22 protein-coding genes and 1 riboswitch are annotated in these 22,491 nt (G+C 48.9%); of the genes, 16 read left to right on the top strand and 6 right to left on the bottom strand.

The features are described 5' to 3' along the window. Positions 1 to 110 precede the first annotated feature (110 nt). Both GLV97_RS03615 and GLV97_RS03610 read left to right on the top strand, forming a co-directional pair. Positions 111 to 1,532, top strand: a complete 1,422-nt coding sequence (locus tag GLV97_RS03615; protein ID WP_160841051.1) for a YfcC family protein — start codon at positions 111 to 113, stop codon at positions 1,530 to 1,532. Between the two features lie 28 nt (positions 1,533 to 1,560). Further along, positions 1,561 to 2,709 carry a M20 metallopeptidase family protein gene (locus tag GLV97_RS03610; RefSeq protein ID WP_160889017.1) on the top strand — a complete coding sequence of 383 codons (1,149 nt, stop codon included), beginning with the start codon at positions 1,561 to 1,563 and terminating at the stop codon, positions 2,707 to 2,709. A gap of 90 nt (positions 2,710 to 2,799) precedes the next feature. On the opposite strand, the gene GLV97_RS03605 is transcribed toward GLV97_RS03610, so the two are convergent. Further along, on the bottom strand, positions 2,800 to 3,585 hold the full coding sequence (locus tag GLV97_RS03605; protein ID WP_202410553.1) for an SDR family NAD(P)-dependent oxidoreductase: 786 nt from the start codon (positions 3,583 to 3,585) through the stop codon (positions 2,800 to 2,802). 261 nt (positions 3,586 to 3,846) lie between these two features. Between GLV97_RS03605 and GLV97_RS03600 the strand changes: the two genes are divergently transcribed. The 9 genes from GLV97_RS03600 (at position 3,847) to GLV97_RS03560 (ending at position 11,511) form a co-directional block, all read left to right on the top strand. Beyond that, a complete protein-coding gene (locus tag GLV97_RS03600; RefSeq protein ID WP_160889071.1) occupies positions 3,847 to 4,476 on the top strand; it encodes a 2OG-Fe(II) oxygenase in 630 nt (209 codons plus the stop codon). A gap of 149 nt (positions 4,477 to 4,625) precedes the next feature. Next, positions 4,626 to 5,735: a GGDEF domain-containing protein gene (locus tag GLV97_RS03595; protein ID WP_160841049.1), complete on the top strand. Its 1,110-nt coding sequence runs from the start codon at positions 4,626 to 4,628 to the stop codon at positions 5,733 to 5,735. Between the two features lie 96 nt (positions 5,736 to 5,831). Continuing rightward, positions 5,832 to 6,770, top strand: a complete 939-nt coding sequence (locus GLV97_RS03590) for an ABC transporter substrate-binding protein (protein WP_160889016.1) — start codon at positions 5,832 to 5,834, stop codon at positions 6,768 to 6,770. A gap of 33 nt (positions 6,771 to 6,803) precedes the next feature. Continuing rightward, entirely contained in the window at positions 6,804 to 7,793 is a 990-nt protein-coding gene (locus GLV97_RS03585; protein ID WP_160889015.1) for a FecCD family ABC transporter permease, read from the top strand. 15 nt (positions 7,794 to 7,808) lie between these two features. After that, complete coding sequence (locus GLV97_RS03580) at positions 7,809 to 8,810, top strand: FecCD family ABC transporter permease (RefSeq protein ID WP_160889014.1); 1,002 nt, start codon at positions 7,809 to 7,811, stop codon at positions 8,808 to 8,810. 137 nt (positions 8,811 to 8,947) lie between these two features. Continuing rightward, on the top strand, positions 8,948 to 9,817 hold the full coding sequence (locus GLV97_RS03575) for an alpha/beta fold hydrolase (protein ID WP_160889013.1): 870 nt from the start codon (positions 8,948 to 8,950) through the stop codon (positions 9,815 to 9,817). Positions 9,818 to 10,193: 376 nt separating this feature from the next. Continuing rightward, positions 10,194 to 10,379: a hypothetical protein gene (locus GLV97_RS03570; protein ID WP_160889012.1), complete on the top strand. Its 186-nt coding sequence runs from the start codon at positions 10,194 to 10,196 to the stop codon at positions 10,377 to 10,379. A gap of 89 nt (positions 10,380 to 10,468) precedes the next feature. Then, complete coding sequence (locus GLV97_RS03565) at positions 10,469 to 10,834, top strand: CidA/LrgA family protein (RefSeq protein ID WP_237416868.1); 366 nt, start codon at positions 10,469 to 10,471, stop codon at positions 10,832 to 10,834. Beyond that, a complete protein-coding gene (locus GLV97_RS03560) occupies positions 10,831 to 11,511 on the top strand; it encodes an LrgB family protein (protein WP_160837401.1) in 681 nt (226 codons plus the stop codon). Before GLV97_RS03565 ends, GLV97_RS03560 begins: the two co-directional genes overlap by 4 nt. A 185-nt stretch (positions 11,512 to 11,696) precedes the next feature. On the opposite strand, the gene GLV97_RS03555 is transcribed toward GLV97_RS03560, so the two are convergent. The 3 genes from GLV97_RS03555 to GLV97_RS03545 all read right to left on the bottom strand — a co-directional run bounded on the left by GLV97_RS03555 (position 11,697) and on the right by GLV97_RS03545 (position 14,173). Next, positions 11,697 to 12,143 (bottom strand): Rrf2 family transcriptional regulator, encoded by a 447-nt coding sequence (locus tag GLV97_RS03555; RefSeq protein WP_160837399.1) that lies wholly within the window; start codon positions 12,141 to 12,143, stop codon positions 11,697 to 11,699. A 167-nt stretch (positions 12,144 to 12,310) separates the two neighbouring features. Further along, positions 12,311 to 13,213: an NAD(P)/FAD-dependent oxidoreductase gene (locus GLV97_RS03550; RefSeq protein WP_160889011.1), complete on the bottom strand. Its 903-nt coding sequence runs from the start codon at positions 13,211 to 13,213 to the stop codon at positions 12,311 to 12,313. A gap of 417 nt (positions 13,214 to 13,630) precedes the next feature. Continuing rightward, entirely contained in the window at positions 13,631 to 14,173 is a 543-nt protein-coding gene (locus tag GLV97_RS03545) for a hypothetical protein (RefSeq protein ID WP_160889010.1), read from the bottom strand. 463 nt (positions 14,174 to 14,636) lie between these two features. Between GLV97_RS03545 and GLV97_RS03540 the strand changes: the two genes are divergently transcribed. From GLV97_RS03540 to GLV97_RS03530, 3 genes are all read left to right on the top strand, one after another. Next, the gene (locus tag GLV97_RS03540) at positions 14,637 to 16,160 is read left to right on the top strand and encodes a malate:quinone oxidoreductase (protein ID WP_337194075.1); all 1,524 of its coding nucleotides are present in this window, start codon (positions 14,637 to 14,639) and stop codon (positions 16,158 to 16,160) included. Positions 16,161 to 16,304: 144 nt separating this feature from the next. Further along, a complete protein-coding gene (locus tag GLV97_RS03535; protein WP_160889009.1) occupies positions 16,305 to 17,600 on the top strand; it encodes an acetamidase/formamidase family protein in 1,296 nt (431 codons plus the stop codon). Positions 17,601 to 17,857: 257 nt separating this feature from the next. Next, the gene (locus GLV97_RS03530; protein ID WP_160837391.1) at positions 17,858 to 18,844 is read left to right on the top strand and encodes an aldo/keto reductase; all 987 of its coding nucleotides are present in this window, start codon (positions 17,858 to 17,860) and stop codon (positions 18,842 to 18,844) included. 128 nt (positions 18,845 to 18,972) lie between these two features. Here the strand turns inward: GLV97_RS03530 and GLV97_RS03525 are convergent, their stop codons facing one another. Next, positions 18,973 to 19,455 (bottom strand): hypothetical protein, encoded by a 483-nt coding sequence (locus tag GLV97_RS03525; RefSeq protein ID WP_160889008.1) that lies wholly within the window; start codon positions 19,453 to 19,455, stop codon positions 18,973 to 18,975. 60 nt (positions 19,456 to 19,515) lie between these two features. After that, complete coding sequence (locus tag GLV97_RS03520) at positions 19,516 to 20,397, bottom strand: LysR family transcriptional regulator (RefSeq protein WP_160889007.1); 882 nt, start codon at positions 20,395 to 20,397, stop codon at positions 19,516 to 19,518. 117 nt (positions 20,398 to 20,514) lie between these two features. On the opposite strand from GLV97_RS03520, the gene GLV97_RS03515 reads away from it, so the two are divergent. Together GLV97_RS03515 and GLV97_RS03510 are read left to right on the top strand one after the other, a co-directional pair. After that, on the top strand, positions 20,515 to 21,093 hold the full coding sequence (locus GLV97_RS03515) for a LysE family translocator (RefSeq protein ID WP_160837385.1): 579 nt from the start codon (positions 20,515 to 20,517) through the stop codon (positions 21,091 to 21,093). Between the two features lie 68 nt (positions 21,094 to 21,161). Next, positions 21,162 to 21,266, top strand: a riboswitch (SAM riboswitch). 54 nt (positions 21,267 to 21,320) lie between these two features. Further along, positions 21,321 to 22,457, top strand: coding sequence for a 5-methyltetrahydropteroyltriglutamate--homocysteine S-methyltransferase (locus GLV97_RS03510; protein WP_237418550.1), 1,137 nt, complete (start codon positions 21,321 to 21,323; stop codon positions 22,455 to 22,457). Positions 22,458 to 22,491: the final 34 nt, after the last annotated feature.

Below are 22,491 nucleotides of genomic sequence, written 5' to 3'. Positions count from 1 at the left end.
GTAGGATACAAACGAAGCGTGACTTCAACATGTATAAAGGAAATGAGTATGGTTCAGCAGCGGGTCCTCGCTGCTTTTTTGTTTGGATAGAAAAAGAGGGGGAGCACAACATGTTGCAGAATAAAAAACAGGCCGCCCGGGAGCCAGAGCAGAAACAGGAGAACAAAGGCATCAACATCAACGCTTTTGTACTGATTTTCTCTGTGATCGTCCTGGCCGCCATCTTGACGTACATCGTACCGGCAGGAGAGTATGAAAGGGTCGACCAGGACGGCCGTACTGTCGTCGTACCCGATTCATTCCAATTCACTGACCAGTCACCGGTCGGATTTTTTGATATTTTTACAAGTGTTCATACAGGGCTCGTCAATAGCGCGGGCATCATCTTTTTCGTATTGATCGTCGGAGGGTCTTTCGGAATCTTAAGTGCGACAGGAGCGCTTGATGCCCTGATCCGGACGCTGACGAAGAAGCTTGGCGACAAGGAGCTGCTGTTGATTCCAGCGCTGACGCTGTTGTTTGCGGTGATGGGATCATTGATGGGGCTGGCTGAGGAGACGATTATTTACATTGCCATCGTCGTGCCGCTTGCGATGTCGCTCGGATTTGATGCCATCGTCGGTTATGCGGTGGTTGCCCTGGGGGCGAACATCGGCTTTATGAGTGCCTTGACCAACCCGTTCAACGTCGGTGTGGCTCAGAGTGTCGCGGAACTGCCGATGTTTTCCGGCATGGGTCTGCGTCTCGTACTGCTGGCCACCTTTTATGTTGCCGCGGTGCTTTACATTTACCGCTATGCGAGAAAAGTGAAGAAAAATCCGGAGCTCCGCTACATGGGCACGTTTTCCGAAAACAAGGCGAAACCAGCCGGGCCGGCGAAGCTTGAAACGCGTCACAAAGTGATTTTGACTATTTTTCTACTAAACTTCGTCGTGCTGATTTACGGTGTGCTTCAGCTTGGCTGGTACATTACGGAAATCGCCGCTCTCTTCCTGTTGTTCGGCATCATCGTCGGCGCGATCGGAAAATTGAAGCCGAACGAAATGGCGGACAGCTTGATGGACGGGGCGAAAAAAGTGATGACAGGGGCTTTGATCATCGGGTTCGCTCAGGCGATTCTCGTCGTCTTCCAGGAAGGACTGCTGATGGATTCTGTCCTGTATTTTGCATCTTCCGTACTGAACCAGCTGCCTCCGGTGTTCAACGCAGCCGGCATGTTTTTCGTCCAGCTGTTCTTGAATTTCCTGATCCCATCCGGAAGCGGGCAGGCGGCGCTTACGATGCCGATCATGGCGCCGCTCGCCGACCTTGTCGGAGTGACGAGGCAGACGGCTGTTCTCGCTTTCCAGCTTGGCGACGGGATTTCCAATACGATCTTCCCGACCTCCGGCGTCTTGATTGCCGGCCTTGCAATGGCGGGCATCCCTTATACGAAGTGGGCGAAGTGGGTCTTCCCATTCATCCTTATTGAAGTGGGACTTGCGCTTGTATTTTTATTCATCGCCCACACCATCCAGTACGGCCCATTCTGATCAGTCTTTTTAACAGGAGGAACACGTCATGACACACACCACAGCTGAATTGACTCAATGGACGGTGCAGCAGCGCCGTCATTTCCATAAACATCCGGAGCTTTCCGGACAGGAACATAAAACCGCTGCCTACGTGAAGGAGCGCTTGGAGGAGTTCGGCATTCCACTGCTTGACGGCTTCACAGCACCGAACGTCGTAGCGTTCTTCAAAGGAACCGAAGGGAGCCGGACGGTGGCCTTAAGAGCGGACATGGATGCTCTGCCGGTGCACGAGCAGGTGGAAAAGCCGTTCTCTTCCACGGTTCCCGGCGTGATGCACGCCTGTGGGCACGATGCGCATACGGCGACACTGCTTGGAGCAGCGAAGTGGATGAGCGAGCATCCGGAGCTTGTGAAAAACAACATCGTGCTCATTTTCCAAAGCTCCGAGGAGGAATCGCCGAGTGGGGCCCAGCAGCTCGTCAAAGATGGAGTGCTCGAAGGCGTGAATGCCATCTACGGCCTGCACTACATGTCCAATGTAGCATTGGGGAAAGTCGGCTTTGCGGAAGGCTTTTCGATGGCATCCAGTGACGATTTTGACATCGTTATCGAAGGAAACGGCGGCCACGGCGGCATTCCGCAGGATACGGTCGATCCAATTTATGTCGCGACACACGTGATCCAGAGCTTTCAGTCGATCATCAGCCGGAACCTGAATCCTTTTCACCCGGGTGTCATTTCCTTCGGCAGGATGGAAGCGGGGAATTCCTACAACGTCATTCCTGACCAGGTGACACTGAAGGGGACGATCCGTGCACTCAGCTTTGAAGGTCAGGAGCTGATGTACAAGCGGACGGTCGAGCTGACGGAAAAAATCAGCGACAGCTTCGGCGCTGTCGGCCACTACCACTACATCGAAGGCACGCCGCCGGTGTATAACCATCCGGAAGCCTGTAACACGGCCCGCGACATCATCCAGTCGACGTTCGGGGACGATGTGTTCACAGAGGTCGAACCGACGATGGGAGCGGAGGACTTCGGCTATTATTTGAAGGAGAAAACCGGAGCTTTCATTAATGTCGGGATGGAAGGGGAGAAGAGTGCGTATCCCCATCACCATCCAAAGTTTGATGTGGATGAAGATACCATTCCGACGGGGCTTGAGCTGATGATTCAGCTGGCTTTGAAAGGGTAATAGATACGCTTCCTCTAATCCAGCTGAAGGTGAGGAGTGAAAAAAGGGATGACCTTCTGTTTAAACAGAGGGTCATCCCTTTTTACTCTATCACTGCTGAGGCTTGGCTTTTTCTGCATGCTTGGCTGCCAGAACATCTTCAGCCGTACGTTTATTTTCCTCGGCTTCTTTTTTCGTAGCTTCATCTCCGCCAACGACTTGATCCACTTTGTTTTTGAGAGCTTCATACCCTTGTCTTGCGACTAATTCTTTATCGTTTTTGTTGTTCTCGTCTCCAAAGTAAGTATCATCCATACCGGCATTGTGGTGGAAGCTTGTGTTTGTGGCACCAGGAAGCATGGCGGTCACATTGACGCCGGTTTCTTTCAGCTCTTCTCTTAACGCTTCGGCAAACATGAATCCGAAGGCCTTGGATGGACCGTAGACCGTTTCGTAAGGCGTAGGCAGTGTCGCCGATACCGAAGAAACAATCATGATGTCGCCTGCCTGATTCGGAACCATATGCTGAACGACGCGCTTAGCCATATGGACGGTTCCGGAAACATTAATGTCGATGAGCTTCAACTCTTCTTGGAGATCGTTTTCCAAGAAGGAACCTCCCATACCGATACCGACATTGAGAACAGCTGCATCCAGCTTTCTTCCCTTGTTTTTCACAAACTGCCAGAAAGCTTCCACCCCATCATACGTCGATGCATCCGCCTGGAATGGATAAGCTTCCACTCCTAATTGTTCAATCTCTTCTGCGGATTGATAGATGGTTTCACTGGACCCGGACATAGCCACATCATAGCCATCATTCGCAAATAATTTAGCCAGTTCAAAGCCGAGTCCTGATGTAGATCCTGTAATCATTACAAATTTTTTATCTGTCATCGTCACTACTCCTTACTATATAGAGAGAATTATCGTTTGTTGTTATCAGTATCTGTGCATGAGAGATGAATTCCCACCGCCTGTGCTTATCAAACATGAGGGAGGGTATTTGTAATCAATTTTCATTTCTTTTGAAAAAATGAGGAAATTTAAGTAAGAAAATGGTAGAATATTTTTCACAACCTGAAAATCCATTCAGGAACGAACGCTTTTTTTGAAAGCGTTTCATCATTATGAGGAAAAGGTGACGTATACGTGAACATGCAAGTGAAAGAAGTATCTATTTTCGACCATACGGGAAACCGGATTGTAACCGACGACCGTGAGGTTTCTGTGATTGCGAAGATGGAGGATCCGAAAATTGTCATTCTGGGAAATGTGGTCAGCGATGAAGAATGCGAGAGCCTCATCCAGTTGTCGAAGGATCGGATGAACCGTTCCAAAATCGGTTCCAGCCGTGATGTGAGTGAGATCCGGACGAGCAGCAGCACCTTCATTCCGGAAGACGATGTGAAAGCACGAGTCGAGAAGCGGATTGCGCAGATCATGAATGTCCCCGTCGAACATGGAGAAGGACTTCACATGTTGAACTATAAGCCGGGCCAGGAATATAAGGCCCACTATGATTATTTCCGTGCCAACTCAAGAGCAGCGGCCAACCCGCGCATTTCCACGCTCGTGATTTATTTGAACGATGTCGAGAAAGGCGGAGAGACGTACTTTCCGCATATGAATCTATCGGTATCCCCGCAGAAAGGGATGGCGGTCTACTTTGAATACTTCTACGATGATATGGAGCTCAATGAACGGACCCTCCACGGCGGATGGCCGGTCATTGAAGGGGAAAAGTGGGCAGCAACGATGTGGGTGAGGCGTAAACAGTATAAATAACAAGAGTGAGGCACCTTTCAGGTCAGGAGGGTGCCTTTTTCTATCCTTTTGTTCATTATAATGTTTTGACGATGGGGGGATTTCAGAGTATGATATAAAAAAATAAGCGGAAAGCACCATGAAAGGCACCGGAAAAGAGGAGCAGATGGATGGACGATTTTGTACAGTTCCAGTTGAACGTATTTGCGCTGCTTTGTCTGGCTGTTCTGTATGTCATTATGAGAACGAAATCGAAAGTGGAAAGCTTCGGCAAGCGCCTGCTCCGGATGATTATGGCGGCCACTTCAGCGGCTGTCATCCTTGAACCGCTCACGTGGATCTTCGACCGGAAGCTTTTTTCCGGAGCCTATCTGCTGGAATACTGGACAAATTTCGGTTTGTTTCTCATCGGCCCTCTCCTCGGCGGCCTGATGCTTTCGTATGTCGATTATCACCTCTTCAAATCTCCTTCTCGTGTGTATAAGAAGCTGTTTTATCAGCACATGACGATTTTCACGTTCGTTGTTCTTCTGATCAATGTCTTCCACCCTGTTTATTTTGATGTGGACCCTGAGGCGAACAGCTTCAGCAGCGGTCCGCTCAAAGAAATTCACTACCTCATCCTTGCCGGCATCTACGTGACGATGTTCCGGTTATTGATCAAAAACAAATCAAGAGTCAGCCGGTCGACGTACTGGATTTTCACCATTTTCTTTGCGCTTCCGATTGGCGGCATGATGGTCCAGCTGCTCGATTCCAAGCTGTACTTTTCGTGGACCTCGATCGTGCTCGGGATTCTTGCTGCCTACACGTTTCTTGAGTCGACCACTTCCGAACAGGATTTCCTTACAAAGCTCTATAACAGACAGAGCTATGAAATCTACCTCAGCCATTTGATCGAAACCAAGCAGCCTTTCAAGGTCGTTCTCATCGATCTCGATCATTTCAAGGAGATTAACGACCATTTCGGTCACCAGCAGGGGGATCAGGTGCTTATCGCATTTGCAGGGATATTGGAGAAAACGTTCAAAACCCGTGGGCTCCCGGCACGGCTCGGTGGGGATGAGTTCGTGGTGGTGCTTCATGATGAGGAGCAGCCGGTCAGTGACTATATGGAGGAAATGTCTGCCCGGCTGAAAACGGATCAGGATCCGTTCATCCAAAACCTTCAGTTCAGCTATGGATGGTCCTGTTATCAAGAGGGCATGGCGATGGAGGAATTGTATACGTCAGCGGATCAGAAGATGTACAAGGATAAGCGGGAAGGGCGCCTGGTGTGAGCCCTCCTGCTTTTTTTCTTAGATATCGATTGCAGGATCGCGCAGATGTGGTGTAACATTGATAATCATTATCAGTATACATAAGGAGGAAGTTATATGAAGTCGTCGTTGAAGTGGGTTGGGATCGTTCTCATCCTTATCGTTACAGCCGCCTGTTCGCAGCAGGAAGAAGAATCTGCACCATCCGGGGAAGCGCAGGGAATCGAGGTCCAGCATGAGCTTGGGACAACAACTGTACCGGAAAACCCTGAAGATGTCGTCACTCTGGAGCTTGGCGTTACAGAAACGGTGGCCGCTCTTGGTATAAAGCCTGTCGGAGTTGCGGATGATGATCGCCCGGAACGGATTGCCGAATCAACGATGGATGTTATCGAGGGCTACAAATCCGTAGGCGCGCGCTCTGAGCCGAGTTTGGAGTTGATCCGTACGCTTCAGCCGGATGTGATCATTGCGGATGTGGACCGTCATGAGGCAATTTATGAAGAGCTGAGTGCGATAGCCCCAACCGTGGCCGTCGTGAACGATACAGCCGATTATCAGGATGTGTTAACGGCTACAGAAACGATTGGAAGAGCGCTCGATCGTGAAGATGAAACAGAAGAGCTTCTCGATGAGCACCAGGAGATGCGGAAGGATTTGAAGGAGAGTCTTGAGGACGTGGAGGGAAACGTCCTGCAGGCGCAGTATACAGAAAGCAATATCTTCGAAGCTCCGACGTCCTCCTTCTTCATGCCGAGTTTCTTGGAAGAAGCAGGGCTGGAATATGCGCTCCAGAACGAAGAGGAGACATCTGAAGATCTGACCATTGAACAGCTTCTGAAAATCGATCCGGATACGCTGCTTCTGACGAAGAACGAGGATGATCCATCTGTGAAGGATCAATTGCAGGACGATAAGCTCTGGAACCAGCTGACAGCGGTCAAGGAAGACCGTGTGTTTGAGCTGAACCACAATGATTGGTCCCGCCGGCGCAGTATTCCGGCAGTCAACGAGCGGATGGACCAAATGAAAGAACTCTTTGCCGCCGGGAATTGATCCTATTTAAACTTTGATATCGTAGGTGAGTACATGCATGTCAGGAAAATGCTGCTTGTATATGGAACATCGTTTTTATTATTGCTGGTGGGGGCCTGGTTTTCTTTGAAAGTCGGCGCCTTCTCCTTTACAACCGAAGAACTTGTCCACTTCCTGCGGGAAGGTGGTTCAACGAATGAAGCGCTCGTCTTATACGATGTGCGTCTGCCTCGTCTGATCATCACGGTTCTCGTAGGAGCTAACATGGCAGTAGCCGGGGCGCTTGTCCAGAGTCTCACTCAGAACCCGCTGGCCTCTCCGAGTGTCCTTGGGATTAATGCTGGTGCTTCGTTTTTCGTTGTTGCCGGTATTCTTTTCGTGCCGTCGCTGACAGGGCTTTCCCTTGTCGGTGCCGGCTTTTTAGGTGGAGCCCTTGCTGCCGGAGTCATCTTCCTGATGAGTGCCGTTCTCCAGGGCGGACGGATGCTTGTGAAAATCGCCCTCGTCGGTGTCGTCATACAGTCGTTGTTTGCCTCCGGGACGCAGTCGCTCCTGCTTTTTAATGAGGAATCGATTCACCAGATTCTCGTCTGGCTCACAGGAACTGTGGCTGGTTCTACATGGGAGGATGTGGAGATTCTTCTTCCTTTGACGGCGCTCGGCCTCATTGCGGCTGTCATCATGTCAAAAGCCTTGTCTGTGATGTCCCTTGGAGAGGACGTCGCCCGTGGTCTTGGGCAGCGGGTGCGCCTTCAGAAATTCGCTGTCATTCTCCTCGTCGTCGTTCTGGCAGGAGCGTCGGTGGCTTTCACCGGACCGATCGGATTTGTCGGACTCATTGTTCCGCATATCGTCCGTTACCTTGTCGGACCCAGCCACGCGCTCGTCCTTCCGGCAGGTGCTTTGTTCGGAGCGGCCCTTCTTGTCCTGGCAGATGTGGGCTCACGGTTCATTTCTTTCCCGTCTGAAACCCCTGTCGGAATCGTCACAGCCTTGATTGGTGCCCCTTACTTCATTTATCTCGCCCGAAAGACTCAACGTTAGAAAGGAAGCCCTTTTATGCTGAGACGTCATCCAACATTCATCCTTACCTTTACGGCTGCGGCTGTATTCATCCTCGCCATCGTCAACGTCGGCATTGGTGATTTTTTCATCCCTCCTCTGGAAATCATGCAGATGCTGATCGGTCAGGGGGATGCGGACCTTAGATATATTGTGTTCAACTACCGGGCACCGCGGATTGTCCTGGCTATTCTGGTGGGAGGGGCGCTGGCTGTGGCTGGTGTGATCATGCAGACGATTTTGAACAACTCGCTGGCTGCTCCCGATACGCTCGGGGTTTCCGGAGGAGCGGCAGTCACAGCGCTTGTTACGGCGAGTGTTCTGCCCTCTACGTCGATGACATCTGTAAGTCTGGCCGCCTTTATCGGAGGAGCGGCCGCAGCGTTTATCGTTTATGCCCTCGCTTATAAAGATGGAGCCAACCCGGTTCGGCTCGCTCTTGTCGGGGTGTCGGTCAGTGCCCTCTGCGGCTCCGGTGTCGAGCTCAGTCTTTTGAAACTCGATGCCAATGCCCAGACGTCCCTGCTCTGGCTGAACGGAAGTTTATTCGGCCGCACATGGGAGCAGGTGCTGACACTTGCCCCAATAACCATCGGAATCCTCATTGTCCTCTTGTTGTTTACGAAAACCCTGGACTCCTTGAAGCTGGGAGGGCAGATTGCCATGGGGCTCGGCGTGTCCGTTGAAAAAATGAAAATGCTTCTGCTCGGATTGAGCACCCTGCTGACAGGCGTGAGTGTGTCGGCTGTCGGGATGATCGGCTTCGTCGGTGTCATCAGTCCGCACATTACGAGGCAGCTTGTCGGTCTCCAGCACCGCTATGTTCTGCCCGGAGCTGCTCTTGTCGGAAGCTTTCTTCTCCTGTTGGCGGATACGATCGGGCGCAGTGTGCTGCAGCCGCTGGAGATTCCGGCCGGCATCGTCATATCATTGATCGGAGCCCCGTACTTTTTGTTTCTGCTTTATCAGGAATCCAAACAAGGAAAAAGAGAAGCCTGAAGGACTGTTGCTACACAGTCCTTTTTACTTGGGTTTTAATTCCTAATTTTCCAAATCTGCTGCCTTCTCGTTTGTGAAATTCATCCAAGAGGCGTAATGTGTCTCGATGATGGAAGGTTCAGAAAGGATGGATGACGATGTGGAAAGAAGATTACGTAACCATTAATGACGTTGACCTGCACTATGTTACAGCCGGGGAAGGGGAGCTCATGCTGTTCCTGCACGGCTTTCCTTACTTCTGGTATAACTGGCACCATCAGATCGAAGAGTTTTCCAAGGATTATCAAGTGGTGGCTGTCGATATGAGAGGATACAACCTGTCGGACAAACCGGAGGGCGTTTCCTCCTATGACATGTCGATCCTCGTGGATGATGTGAAAAAGCTGATTGAAGCCTTCGGGGAAAAGGAATGCATCCTCGTCGGACATGACTGGGGCGGAGCGGTCGCATGGACGCTTGCCTACTCCAGTCCGGAATACATCAGCAGACTGATCATGTTTGACGCGCCGCACCCTTACACGTTCCGCCGTGAGCTTGCTGAAAACCCGGCACAGCGGGAGGCGTCGAGCTATATGGGGTATTTTCAGCGCCCGGATTCCCACGAGCGCCTTTTAGCCAACGATGGAGAGAAGCTGCGTCAGATGCTGTTTGATCCGGTTGTGGAAAAAGGAGCGATGACGGAAGCCGAGGTCGAGAAGTACATAGAGGCGTGGAAACAGCCCGGTGCTATGAAAGCGATGCTGAACTATTACCGTGCGATTTCGTTCTATCCGTTTGAAGAGCATGTGAAGCAGCCGGTCCAGCTGCCTTATGAGCAGTTTGATCAACCGGTGCTGCAGTTCTGGGGCGATGCGGACGCCGCCTTTGAAAACAGCAACCTCGACGGGATGGAAGACTACCTGTCTGATCTGACCATCCACCGCTTCCCAGGTGTCGGACATGCGCCGCACCTTGAAAAACCGGAGGAAGTGAACCGGTTGATGCGTGAATTTTTAGCGGAGAAATAATTGAAAGGCCGTTCCTGAGAAGGAGCGGCCTTTTGCCATTTATGTTTTATGCTTGATAGGATGTCATCAACTACGGCTTGTTCTGCTCCATTTCAAAGTGAGCGAAGACAATACCATTGATAGACCAATCAGGAAAGGCACAAGCAGAAGAGCCATCAGGTTCGTTTTCCAGCTTAAAGGCACGAATCTGTCCCAAATCTCACCGGTGATTTTCCAAGTAACCGAAAGATAAAAAAGAAAAACAATGATAGAAACGATTTTTCTCATTCCATTTTCAACCTCCCTCACTCATCTATCTTTTTTTCATTAGAGCATATGTGTGTATGTTTTCCAAATAAGGGAAACCGTTAGTAGAACGTATGAGGGAGGGGTGGAGATGAATAAAGCACAGCAGATCATTTTCGGACTGGCGGTAGGAGCAGCGCTGTGTATCGGGGTGATCGCCGGGATGTCTTTCTCGGAAAATATTTTTGTCGTAATGGGTACGGGGCTGGCCGCTGGTTTTATCGTACGGTTCGTTGTCCAGCGTGCATTTGCGGAGATGAATAAAAATCAATCCTGAAGTGCTTCCTTCTCTGGTTTGTAACCTGTATTTCCTGAAATAGTGTTATCATAATGAAAGATTCTAACCATGGGAAAGAAGGATGTACGTTGAATAGATTTGTCATTGTCGTCTTGCAGATCGCCGGTCTTTACGGGCTGTATCTTACCGGATCCTGGATTCAGCAGGTGCTTGGATTGTTCATTCCGGGCAGTGTGATCGGCATGCTGCTGTTGTTTGTACTTTTATCTTTAAAAATTGTTCCGGAACGACTGCTTCAGCAGGGGGTGGCCTTTATGATCCGCCACCTGCCGTTCTTTTTCATACCGGCGACCGTCGGTATTATCAGCTATGCCCACGTGTTTAAAGGGAAGGGCCTGCTGCTCATAGCCATTGGGCTCTTCAGCACAGCAATGGTTATGGCCGTCTCCGGACGCGTCACACAGACGCTCGTCAAAAGGAGGGAGGAGGCATGAGTACCGCTCTTTTGATGATGGTGATGACGGTTGCCATTTACCTGGCGACCCTGTTCGTCTACCGCAGGCACAGGCGGCTGTACACCACACCCGTCATCGTTTCCACTGCATTGATTGTCATCATTCTACTTGTCTTTCATCTGCCGTATGAAACGTATATGACCGGTGGAAAATGGATTGATCGTCTGCTCGGACCCGCAGTCGTTGCGCTTGCGTACCCGCTCTATCAATTCCGGGATATCCTGAAAAAGATGTTTGTTCCGATTATGACAGGAACGGTGATAGGTGCGGTGGTTGGAATCGTTTCCGGACTGCTGCTCAGCAAATGGGCCGGGTTCAGTGACCTGATCATCCACTCGATCGTTCCAAAATCAGTGACAACGCCTGTCGCGATGTCGATTTCAGAATCGACGGGAGGGGTCATGCCGCTCACAGCTGTATTCGTCATGATTGCCGGCATAGGCGGCCTTTTGATCCACCCGTTCGTGTTGAAAGTGAGCGGGCTGACCCACCGGATCGGCCGTGGTGTCGGCATGGGCAGCGCCTCCCACGCCATCGGAACATCCGCTTCGATGGAGCGCGATACGATGGAGGGATCGATCAGCACGGTGGCGATGGTGCTGAGTGCGGTGATTGTGTCGATCATCGCTCCCGGCCTGACCCTGTTGTTTATGTGAAAAAGGCCTCCCTTATGAAGAGGGCATGGAATAAGAAAGAAGAGGCACTTCACATGGAATGGAAGTGCCTCTTCTTATTGGCGGTTTTCAAACAATTAACCGGGGCGTTTAGAATGATTCACCGCTTGAAAGTGGTAAGGGTTCTTTCGAGCGGTCTTCAGCTCATTCGTTTTACGATGAGAAGTCTAAGTCGTCTGAGACTCCATATAACTTAAAATCTTTTGATTCGTCAGAGGTGGTAGATCAGCGATGGTTCGATTGTTCAGTAATTCTTCCATCTTCGATTCTGCCTCATCCATCACTTCTTGAATAAGACAGTGGTCTTCGCCAGGGGCGTGATAATCCCCATCAATATTACACTTGAAGAGAGCGGCTTTTCCTTCGATGGTATGAATAATATCCAAAAAAGTAATATCGGAAGCAGGTTGAGCTAATTTGTAACCACCCTTTACCCCTGGGGTTGAATCTAAATACCCCGCTTTCACTAACTTCGTAATGATTTTTGAAAGGTATGTTGGGGAGACATTGAAAATTTCCGCTAACGGCTTAACACTTACAGCTTTCTCCTTAGGAACCAAGGAAAGGAAATAAATGGTATGAAGCGCATAGTTCGTTGCTTTTGTATATTTCAAAAGTGATCATCCTTATTTATAGATATTCGTCATCTATCATATAGAATAAGTTTTCTCTATCAGGCGGTCAAACGGAAAGGCAGCTATGAGTAGTAAACCGAAAAAGTTCCAGCCCCACACGAAGGGGACCGGAACTTTTGTCAGAGAAGATTTTCACCTTTGAAGCTTTAATCAAAATCTTCTAAGGTTAGATCATGATTCACACCGATGGCTGCTTTACTGCCTTCTGCAGCAGCTACAATGAGCTGGGCTATGGCCTGAGAGGTATCCCCAGCCGCATACACATGCTTAACACTGGTCCTCCCCATATGGTCTGTCTTTATTCCTCCATTTTCCGTCCGTTCCAATCCGAGTTTCTCCCCGAAATTCGAAGCTTGTTCTACTTTTGGAATAACGAAGCCTCCTTTACAAGCGGCTTCCGTACCATCTTCGAATGTCACCTTCTGTAATTGTCCCGCTTCTCCCTCCAGAGCTGTAAGGGGGGATTCCTTCACTTGTATTCCTTTCCTGTTTAATGTGTTTTTCTCTTCTTCGGATAATACGTCCCGGCCGTTTGTGCAGACCGTCAGCTGACCGCTCCAATTGGAGACAATTTTCGCCTTATCGTAGGCTGCTTTACTTTCCGCAATCAACACCAGTGGCAGGTCCCTTAATTCCCATCCGTCGCAATAGGGGCAGCTGAATAGACTCTTCCCATAAAACTCGGAGATTCGATTTACAGCTGGAAGCTCTTCTTTTAATCCGGTAGCAAGAATGATCTTACGACTGTAGTAACAATTCCCATCCTCTGTTGTTAATCGAAAGTGATGGTTATGATCTTGTTCTACATGAGACACTTTTGTGTTATTGAATAATACAGAGGGATATTTTCTTATGTCCTCATGGGCTGAGTCTCTAAAATCACCGGGCTTCACTCCATCTCTTGTGATGAATCCATGGGATTCGTGGGTCACAGCATTCCTCGGGGAGCTGCTGTCTATTAAAACTACTTTTCTCCTTGCTCTTCCTAATACAAGGGCAGCATTTAAACCCGCCGGCCCTCCACCGATAATGGCACAATCCAATATCATTTTAGTCACCTCGTTATATAAATAGATATTAAGGATACATTATATCTATAATTAAAATAAAAAAATTTAAAGGTACCCTCCCACAGCACGCTGGTTTGGTAATTCTTTATTCAACATAAGCGTCTGTTTTATAGTTCATTTAATTATAGACAATGTATATCTGTAATAGTAGCTCTTACATAATCATGGAGTCAATGGATCAGCTTCCTCCTTTCTTTAAAAGAAGCTGTGTCTGTTTGTCATCAGCACCGGCCATGGCGGGACTGTCCGTTTCATGAGTATCTTCACTTATCCAGTGTGGAGACTCATGAAAAGAGGCACTCCAAGTTTGATTAGAGCGCCTCTTGTGCATAGTCAAGGCGTATTTGATGCCTGAACTTTTCATAGCTTAACTGAAAAAAGCTTAATAACCAGGGTTCATTCTCTAATGACCTCATCGTTTTTATCGTAAAGCGTTACTTCTGCAGGAAAAGTGTGGTCCACATCAGCAGGGAGCTTCTCATATCTCACAAATCTTTCATCACTGGAGACATCTGCTGAGAATATGTAGTCCTTATTCATGGATTCAGCTTTTACATATTCTATTTTTAAGTCGGAGTTCTTTCCTGTCAGGATAGCGTAAGTCCCTTGATTCGTTTTTACTTCTTCGTAGGAAACGGTGTTGGAACCATATCCGGAATGGTCAATTTTATATTTTCCATTCCACCCCTTAATCAAATGGACATGTCCAAGATCATGCTGCTGTGTTTCAAATAAAGCTGCGTAGGATGTTGTATCGTCCAATTGAACAATCGTGATCATCTCCGGATCCACATCCCCAGATTTTCTATTCAGCCATTCCTTTATATTCTGCTGTACATCTTTTTCACCAGCCTCGATGGTATATGCGGTATGGATATACCCTATATAACTGATAAAACTTATTGCAAGGAGAACCATCGCATAGATCACTTTCTTCATTTCATTTCACCCGTACCTGTGCAGTAGTTTTTGTCATACTTTCTTGAAGTATTTCTGATGGGGTATATAAGGGCGGCCGGTATGATCAACATCATGATGATCAGTGGGTAATTATAAGTCGTTAACATCTCCAACCCTTTCTAATCTTTATATTTTGCAGGAAGTCGCTCTTGTTTCTATACGAATCAATTAAGGTATCGTTTCACTGGGATGTCATCAATGGAAAAGCCATCCCTTCGTTTTAGAATAAACGGGAAGGGTTATAAGAAGAATAAGAAAAGGATGAAAAATTTTCCGGGTATGCTCGTCCGAATCGTCACGGATCGAGGGTGATTTTCTTACATTATTCGTGTGGGGAATTTTTAGATTATCGTGACTTTTCCATCTATAAAGCGTTATCATAGAGATAACGAGTATATCTTAACAGAAAAGCGGCTGCATCCGGCGGTGGTTTTTCTGCAAAATCATAGTTATAAGGATGGTAAACATGAGCAACAGAGCAATCGAAACAGACGTGATCTTGATTGGCGCTGGAATCATGAGCGCGACACTTGGGTCGCTGCTCCACGAGCTTGCCCCAGACTGGAAAGTGACCGTGTTTGAAAAGCTCGGCCGCACAGGTGAGGAAAGCTCAAACGAATGGAATAACGCAGGCACTGGACACGCCGCCCTTTGTGAATTGAATTACACAAGCGAAAAGCCGGACGGCTCGATCGATATGACGAAAGCCGTGAAAATCAATGAACAGTTTCAAGTTTCCAAGCAGTTCTGGTCCTATCTCGTGAACAACCGCCGTATAGAAAAGCCGGAGGAATTCATCCGGCCGCTTCCACACATGAGTCTCGTACACGGAATCGAGAACATCAAGTTTTTGAAAAAACGCCATAAAACGATGACGCAGAATCCACTTTTCAAAGATATGAAGTTTTCTGATGATCCGGAAATCCTGAAAAAATGGATGCCGTTGATTATGCAGGAGCGTACGTCGGAGGAGCCTGCAGCCGCAACGAAAGTCGATGCAGGAACGGATGTGAACTTCGGTGCCCTCACACGTAAAATGTTCGACCACCTGGAGCATCAGAACGTAACGATGAACTACAACCACAGCGTCGAAAACCTCGAACAGACGAGCGGCGGCACGTGGAGTGTTAAGGTGAAAAATGCCAACGGGGAGACAACCCGTTACTTAACGAAATTCGTCTTCATCGGAGGAGGCGGAGGCAGTCTTCACTTGCTTCAGAAATCCGGTATCCCTGAGGGCCGGGGCATCGGAGGCTTCCCGGTAAGCGGACAGTTCCTCGTCTGCAATAAACCGGAGGTCGCAGAAAAGCACCACGCTAAAGTGTACGGCAAAGCACCCGTCGGCGCACCGCCGATGAGTGTGCCGCACCTTGATACCCGTTATATCGGTGATAAAAAGACACTCCTGTTCGGACCGTTCGCCGGATTTTCACCGAAATTCCTGAAGACCGGCTCCAACATGGACCTGCTGACATCAGTCAATGCCAACAACGTCATGACGATGCTGGCGGCCGGTATGAAGGAAATGGCCTTGACGAAGTATTTGATCCAACAGGTGCTCCAGTCCAAGGAGCAGCGGATGGAAGCGCTGAGAGAGTTTGTTCCTGACGCGAAAAGTGAAGACTGGGAGCTTGTCGTCGCCGGCCAGCGTGTGCAGGTGATCAAGGATACCGAAAAAGGCGGCAGAGGAACGCTGCAGTTCGGTACGGAAGTGGTCAGTTCTGCTGATGGAACGGTCGCCTGCCTGCTTGGGGCATCCCCGGGGGCTTCCACGGCCGTCCATGTCATGATCGACGTGCTGCAGCGCTGCTTCCCGGATCAGTTCGCCCAGTGGGAGCCGAAGCTGAAGGAAATGATTCCGAGCTACGGCACATCTCTTCAGAACGACCCGGCTCTCGTTGAGAAAATCCATGCCGAGACAGGCGAAGCGCTCGGACTGACGGAAAAAAAGCTCGTAATGAATTGAGAAGAGGTGACCGCCTCAGCAGTTGAATGAAAATCGAAAGCCTTTCATCTTTGTCGGATGGAGGGCTTTTTTGTATGTAGAAAAGTCACTTTTATTGTAAAAATATCAGAATACTTTTACAATTTTAAAAAAGGAGGAGATCATGTGGAAGCGAAACAGACCGTGTATGTGAATACTTTTACGGACGGAGTGCTGGACCCAGGTAAAGCTATGGAATATAAAGTGAAGGACGGGGGACATATTATCGCCAATACGACCCCTGGGTGCTGGGGGCCGATGATTACGCCGGCCTTGAAGGGCGGCCATGAAGTGACAAAGCCTGTGTATGTCGAAGGGGCGGAGGCGGGGGATGCCGTCGTCATTCATATCCAGACGATCGAAGTAACCTCTACCGCTACTGCCTCTGGTAACGATCAACCGGTGAAAGGAAGGTTTACCGGTGACCCTTTCGTCGATGGCAAATGCCCGAACTGCGGCACGAAAAATCCAGACACGTACATCGAAGGAATCGGCCAGCAGGCGATCCGCTGCCGGATCTGTGGTGAAGATGTTACACCGTTTGTATTTACGAACGCGTATACGATGGCTTTTGATGAACAGAAAGAACTTGGGCTCACCCTCCCCCGGGAAGCCGCTGAAAAAGTCGCCCATGATGCCAAGCATTACATGCAGACGCCGGAGGAATCGATCCAAAACCCGGTTGTAATATTCGCTCCCCATGATCTCGTCGGAGCCGTGGCTCGTCTGCGTCCATTTCTGGGCCAGCTCGGTACCACACCATCCCGTCCGATTCCGGATTCCCATAACGCTGGTGACTTCGGACAATTTTTAATTGATGCCCCGCACGATTTCGGCTTAACGGCTGATGAACTAGAGGAGAGAACGGATGGCCATATGGACATCAACCGTGTCCGCGAAGGGGCTGTCATCATCTGCCCCGTCAAAGTGGAAGGTGGAGGTGTGTATGTGGGCGATATGCATGCGATGCAGGGGAACGGCGAAATCGCAGGCCACACAACAGATGTTTCCGGTATCGTCACCCTGAAGGTCGATGTGTTGAAAGGTGTAAATCTGGAGGGTCCGGTGCTCCTTCCGGTGGAGGAAGATCTGCCTTACCTTGCCAAGCCTTTTTCAGAAAAAGAAAAACAGCAGGCCTTGAAACTCGCTGAAAAATGGCAGGTGGAACAGCTGGAGGATTCCTACCCTGTTTCTTTCATCGGAACTGGAACGGATTTGAATGCGGCTACGGAGAATGGCTTGGAGCGGGCAGCCAGAGCCTTTGGGATCGATGTGCCTGAAGTGATGAACCGCTCCACGATCACCGGATCGATTGATGTCGGCCGCCATCCGGGTGTAGTGACCGTGACGTTCCTGGCGCCGGTGCACTACTTGGAAAAAATAAAAATAGACACACTTGTAAAGGATCATTACAAGCGTTAGGCCGTTGGTTACAAAATCTTCCGTTTAGCTTTTTTCGTGCAGGGACATCTGGCCGGTTGACGTCCGTTACTTTTTTACGCTTTCCTTCTTCGGACCCCTTCCCATGGAGAGGGGCCCGTTGTTCTCCTCCATTCCACCATCCTTTTTCTATCTATAACTTCCCCTTCTCAAGTGGAAACCTTTGCTCGGGAAGGTTCGTTTGAAATAAGATAGGAACGGATATAGAAATATAGTCTTCTAAAGGAGGAATCTTCATTATGAAAACGTTGGAAAACGCATTAAAACATAGAGTAGGTCTTGGAACAGCACCTCTTGGCAACATGTTCCGCGATGTCCCGGAGGAAGAAGCACGGGAAACGATTCAGACTGCCTGGGATCAGGGCGTCCGTTATTTTGATACGGCTCCTTTTTACGGCGCGGGTCTGGCGGAAAGCCGCCTTGGAGATGTCTTGTCCCAGTATGACCGGGATGAATACGTCATAAGTACGAAAGTCGGCCGCTACATGAGCCAGGAGGAGGAAGACAAAGATGGCTTGTTTGCGCATGGACGTAACAACAAGGTCATTACAGATTATTCTGCAGAGGCAACGAGAAAATCGATTGAACAGAGTCTGGAACGTCTGAAAACAGACCGCCTCGATATCGTCTACGTGCACGATTTATCACCGGACTTTCACGGGGACGAATGGATTTCCAAGTTCGAAGAAGCGCGCACAGGAGCTTTCCGTGTGTTGTCCGAGATGCGTGAAAAGGGCATCATTAAAGGCTGGGGCCTTGGCGTGAATACGACCGAGCCGATTGAAATTGCGATGGAGCTTGAGGAAAACCGTCCGGATATCAACCTGTCAGCTATCCAGTATACCCTTCTTCAGCACGATCGTGCGCTTGAGCGTATGATGAAGACAGCAGAGGAAAAAGGCATTGATATTGTCGTCGGCGGCCCTTACAACTCCGGTGCCTTGTTCGGTGGGGATCACTTTAACTATGAAAAAGCGGGCGCTGACATCATCGGCCGTGTGAATCAGTTGAAGGAAATCGGTGATAAGCATGGCGTTCATTTGAAAGCGGCAGCCCTGCAGTTTTCTACCGCCCATCCGGCTGTGAAATCCGTCATTCCCGGGTCCACACGTCCGGAACGTATTAAAGAGGATCTTGATATGATTCAGCGCGACATTCCAGAGGCATTCTGGCAGGAACTCGTGGAGCGCGGCTTCATTTCCCCTCAGGCACCACTGCCTGAATAAACGAAAAGGAATCGTGATGTTCTTTTCGGAAATAAAAAAGGAAACCGCGCCTGCGGTTTCCTTTTTTTTAGGTTGATCGTTACCGGAGGAAGTTATGACACGTCCGGAAGTTTTGTCAGAGTGACTGCCTAGTTGAACGACGTATCTTTATTAAATAAGTCTATTCTTTCATCCAACCATTGCTCTGATTCCATATCATACCACTCGATGGTCATATATATTTTTTTGATTTGATCAGGTGGAAGCGATATACCATCCGAGCTTTCAATAGTTCCAGTTGGTATGTGAGTGATATCTAAATCTTCATGGCTGTTTACTGAATGACTTTGGATGACCTTCTTTTCATCACCATATAATGCATATACGTGAAAATGATAAGAGTCGGTAGAGTATTCTGACCGGCCTTTCATAACTATGTTTCCATTTCCAGCTTTTATGGATTCTGGTGAAAATTCTAATTGATAGTGTTTAACTACCCATTGCTTACCTTCACCCCTGAGTGAAAAATAATTTCGATATTGATCTGTCGAATCATTACTGCTGTAACTCGTGATTGCTATGAGTAAAAAAACCATACCGACAAACATAACCAACCTTCTGGCTGACTTCATTTTATATTCACCTCGCTTCCACCACCTTCAAGTCTTATTTTCTATATGGAGAAAAAATCCTCACATTTCTTCAATCTCAGGAACCTTCGACTGAACAGTGTTCAAAAAGGCTTCGACGACTGGAGACAGCCATTTCTTGTTTCGAATCAGCATATGGGAATACAAAGGAGAAAAGGATTCCTCATGGGCAACTTTTTTCAACCGGCCGGTTTCGATTTCCTGTTGTACCGTCCGTCTGGGAAGAGCTGCAAAGCCGAGGCCGCTCATCACCATCTGTTTGATGGCTTCAATGCTCCATAATTCCATCGTGGGAAACTCCAGATCCTGTTTCATCAGGTGTTTCTCAAAGATCATCCGGTAGCTGCACCCTTTCTCATTAGTTAGGTAAACGGGCTTCCTCTGCTTGATCTCCCCAAATTGATCGGGGCCGTCGGGATGGGTGACAAGCACAATGTCCTCCAGCCCTAAAGAATAATGGAGGCATTTCTCCTGCTGGAAATCCGGGTAAATCATGAAAGCAACATCTACGCGGCCACTGAGAACATCACTCTGGTTTTCGCCGCATGTACCGTTGGTGACGACGAGATTCACCTCCGGGTACTGGAGCGAGTAGTCCTGAAGGATGGGACCGAGCATGGAGATGGTCAGCGATTCCGGGGCCGCTATGGTCAAGGTGCCGCTCATCTTTTTGCTGTGCTTCATATTCCGGATTTGATCACGGGTGGAGAGCAGGTCTTCGGCAAGTGGGATCAGCTCCCGGCCCAGCGGAGTCAGCTGAAGCTTCCGTTCAACGTACGTGAACAACGGACCCCCGATTTCGCTTTCGAGTGCCTGGATGTGTGCGGTAAGAGTGGATTGTGTATAGCCGAGGTTCACGGCGGCTCCGGTATAACTGCCTGTTTCCAATATCGCTTGAAAAGTGACGAGATGCCTGATTTCCATGACAGACTCCTTCCTGTTATCGAAAAAAATGATCGTGGATTTTTTTATTTCAATTTTATTTATAACTATTCTCACTCTACAATAGAATCATCTGCACGTAAATCAAGGAGTGAGTTTATGAATATAGCTGCCTTTTTATCTTATATCATCATTACATCGGTGACGCCCGGACCGAGTAATTTATTGATGATGAATGAGGCACGTCGATACGGGTTTAAAGGAGCCTGGAAGTTTAATAGTGGGATCTTAACAGGTTTTGCGCTGCTTGGGATTGTCAGCGGGTTGTTTACCGCTGGTCTCTATCAGTGGATTCCAGTCATTGAGCCGTACTTCAAGGCGGCCGGCGCCCTCTATCTTGTCTATTTAGCCTGGAAGATCGGATTTCCTAAAGCCGGCAGCAGTCAAGCGTCAGAGCTGGAGTCCTCCTTCTATACAGGACTTCTTTTTCAATTGATTAATGTGAAAAGCATTCTGTTCTTCCTGACGGTGATGAGTGTCTTCATTATGCCGGCTGCGCAGTCTGTATCCATAATGATCTTCTATACTGCCGTCACGATTGTCCTGGGGTGGACAGCACTGCTGCTTTGGTCGATGTTTGGCTCTTTGTTAAAAAATGTCTGGCACCGCTATGACCGGATTTTCCGGGTCGTGATGGCCGCTTTACTCATCTACGCGGCTTCAGCTATTCTTTTCTAGGATAGAGGAGGGAAAGGGTTGTCTGATGTTTCCATTTTCTTGTATAGTACAAGGTAACAACTCTATATTTCTTATCCAGAAAGGTGGAGGGACTGGCCCTTTGAAGCCTTAGCAGCAGACTTCCCTGAAAGTACTGTGCTAATTCCAGATAGCGGGACGCTTGCAGATGAGAAGAGTATGCACACGTGTGAATCAGCCCTTCTTCGTCATGGAAGAAGGGCTTTTTTATGCAGATCCATAAGGAAAGGTTGATTCGTATGACGGTATCATCTCAAACAAGAGCTCCATTTAGAGGCGACCACGTTGGAAGTTTTCTAAGACCGGAGCGTTTAAAGGACGCACGTCTGCAGAAAGCGAAAGGGGAAATGTCAGCAGAGGACTTGAAGAAGGTGGAAGATGAAGAGATTCTCAAGCTAGTGAAAAAGCAGCAGGAGGCCGGACTCCCGGCCGTTACAGACGGGGAATTCCGGCGCAGCTGGTGGCACTTTGACTTTCTCGAGGGGCTTGATGGGGTAGAGGGATATGATAAGGAACAGGGCCTGCCGTTCAATGGAGTAGAAACGAAGCCCCGCGGGATCAAAGTGACAGGGCGCGTCGGTTTCAGTGAGCACGATATGATCGATCACTTCCGCTTTTTGAAAAAAGCAGCAGGAGAAGCCGCAGCGAAGCTTACGATTCCGAGTCCGAATATGCTGCTGTTCCGCTCCGAGGTGGCAGAGGGGCTGTATGAAAGTGATGAGGAGCTGCTTACGGATCTCGTTCAGGCTTATCAAGCATTTATCACCCGGATTTATAAGGAAGGATGCCGTTATCTGCAGCTCGATGATACTTCATGGGCTTCCTTTTTCTCAGAGGAAGGAAGAGCAGCTGTTAAGAAGCAGGGGCGGGACCCTCAAAAAGCAGTGGAACTATGCGCACGTGCTATCAATGAATCCATCGCCGGGCGCCCGGATGACCTTTTGATTACGATGCATATCTGTCGAGGTAATTTCCGTTCGACATTCATGTCGACCGGAAGCTACGAATCGGTGTCGGAAACCATTTTTGGAGGCCTTGACGTTGATGGTCTGTTTCTGGAATTTGATGATCAGCGTTCCGGAGGATTTGAACCGCTTCGTCACGTCAACCGTCCGGACTTAACAATTGTGCTTGGTCTGGTCACTTCAAAATTTCCGGAGCTTGAGCATCCGGATCATATAAAATCGAGGATTTTGGAAGCGTCGGATTACGTCCCGATGAATCAGCTCTGTCTCAGTCCGCAGTGCGGGTTCGCTTCCACAGAGGAAGGGAATCTGCTGACAGAAGAAGAGCAGTGGGCGAAAATCCACCATGTCCTCGAGATTGCTTCAGACGTCTGGAAATAACGGAATCCAAAAGTTCCTCTTTATAAAGAGGAAC

The organism is Halobacillus litoralis (assembly GCF_009856355.1).
Taxonomy (GTDB): domain Bacteria; phylum Bacillota; class Bacilli; order Bacillales; family Halobacillaceae; genus Halobacillus; species Halobacillus litoralis_B.
The sequence above is the reverse complement of the archived record's forward strand: the minus strand, read 5'-3'. Positions and strand labels throughout refer to the sequence as shown.

Bases quoted from the DNA above. Each gene is read 5' to 3' on its own strand.
- GLV97_RS03600 (WP_160889071.1), top strand. From the start codon at position 3,847: ATGCAAGTGAAAGAAGTATCTATTTTCGACCATACGGGAAACCGGATT.
- GLV97_RS03595 (WP_160841049.1), top strand. From the start codon at position 4,626: ATGGACGATTTTGTACAGTTCCAGTTGAACGTATTTGCGCTGCTTTGT.
- GLV97_RS03605 (WP_202410553.1), bottom strand. From the start codon at position 3,585: ATGACAGATAAAAAATTTGTAATGATTACAGGATCTACATCAGGACTC.
- GLV97_RS03615 (WP_160841051.1), top strand. From the start codon at position 111: ATGTTGCAGAATAAAAAACAGGCCGCCCGGGAGCCAGAGCAGAAACAG.
- GLV97_RS03560 (WP_160837401.1), top strand. From the start codon at position 10,831: ATGAGTACCGCTCTTTTGATGATGGTGATGACGGTTGCCATTTACCTG.
- GLV97_RS03610 (WP_160889017.1), top strand. From the start codon at position 1,561: ATGACACACACCACAGCTGAATTGACTCAATGGACGGTGCAGCAGCGC.
- GLV97_RS03585 (WP_160889015.1), top strand. From the start codon at position 6,804: ATGCATGTCAGGAAAATGCTGCTTGTATATGGAACATCGTTTTTATTA.
- GLV97_RS03580 (WP_160889014.1), top strand. From the start codon at position 7,809: ATGCTGAGACGTCATCCAACATTCATCCTTACCTTTACGGCTGCGGCT.
- GLV97_RS03515 (WP_160837385.1), top strand. From the start codon at position 20,515: ATGAATATAGCTGCCTTTTTATCTTATATCATCATTACATCGGTGACG.
- GLV97_RS03570 (WP_160889012.1), top strand. From the start codon at position 10,194: ATGAATAAAGCACAGCAGATCATTTTCGGACTGGCGGTAGGAGCAGCG.
- GLV97_RS03525 (WP_160889008.1), bottom strand. From the start codon at position 19,455: ATGAAGTCAGCCAGAAGGTTGGTTATGTTTGTCGGTATGGTTTTTTTA.
- GLV97_RS03575 (WP_160889013.1), top strand. From the start codon at position 8,948: ATGTGGAAAGAAGATTACGTAACCATTAATGACGTTGACCTGCACTAT.
- GLV97_RS03545 (WP_160889010.1), bottom strand. From the start codon at position 14,173: ATGAAGAAAGTGATCTATGCGATGGTTCTCCTTGCAATAAGTTTTATC.
- GLV97_RS03520 (WP_160889007.1), bottom strand. From the start codon at position 20,397: ATGGAAATCAGGCATCTCGTCACTTTTCAAGCGATATTGGAAACAGGC.
- GLV97_RS03530 (WP_160837391.1), top strand. From the start codon at position 17,858: ATGAAAACGTTGGAAAACGCATTAAAACATAGAGTAGGTCTTGGAACA.
- GLV97_RS03550 (WP_160889011.1), bottom strand. From the start codon at position 13,213: ATGATATTGGATTGTGCCATTATCGGTGGAGGGCCGGCGGGTTTAAAT.
- GLV97_RS03510 (WP_237418550.1), top strand. From the start codon at position 21,321: ATGCAGATCCATAAGGAAAGGTTGATTCGTATGACGGTATCATCTCAA.
- GLV97_RS03590 (WP_160889016.1), top strand. From the start codon at position 5,832: ATGAAGTCGTCGTTGAAGTGGGTTGGGATCGTTCTCATCCTTATCGTT.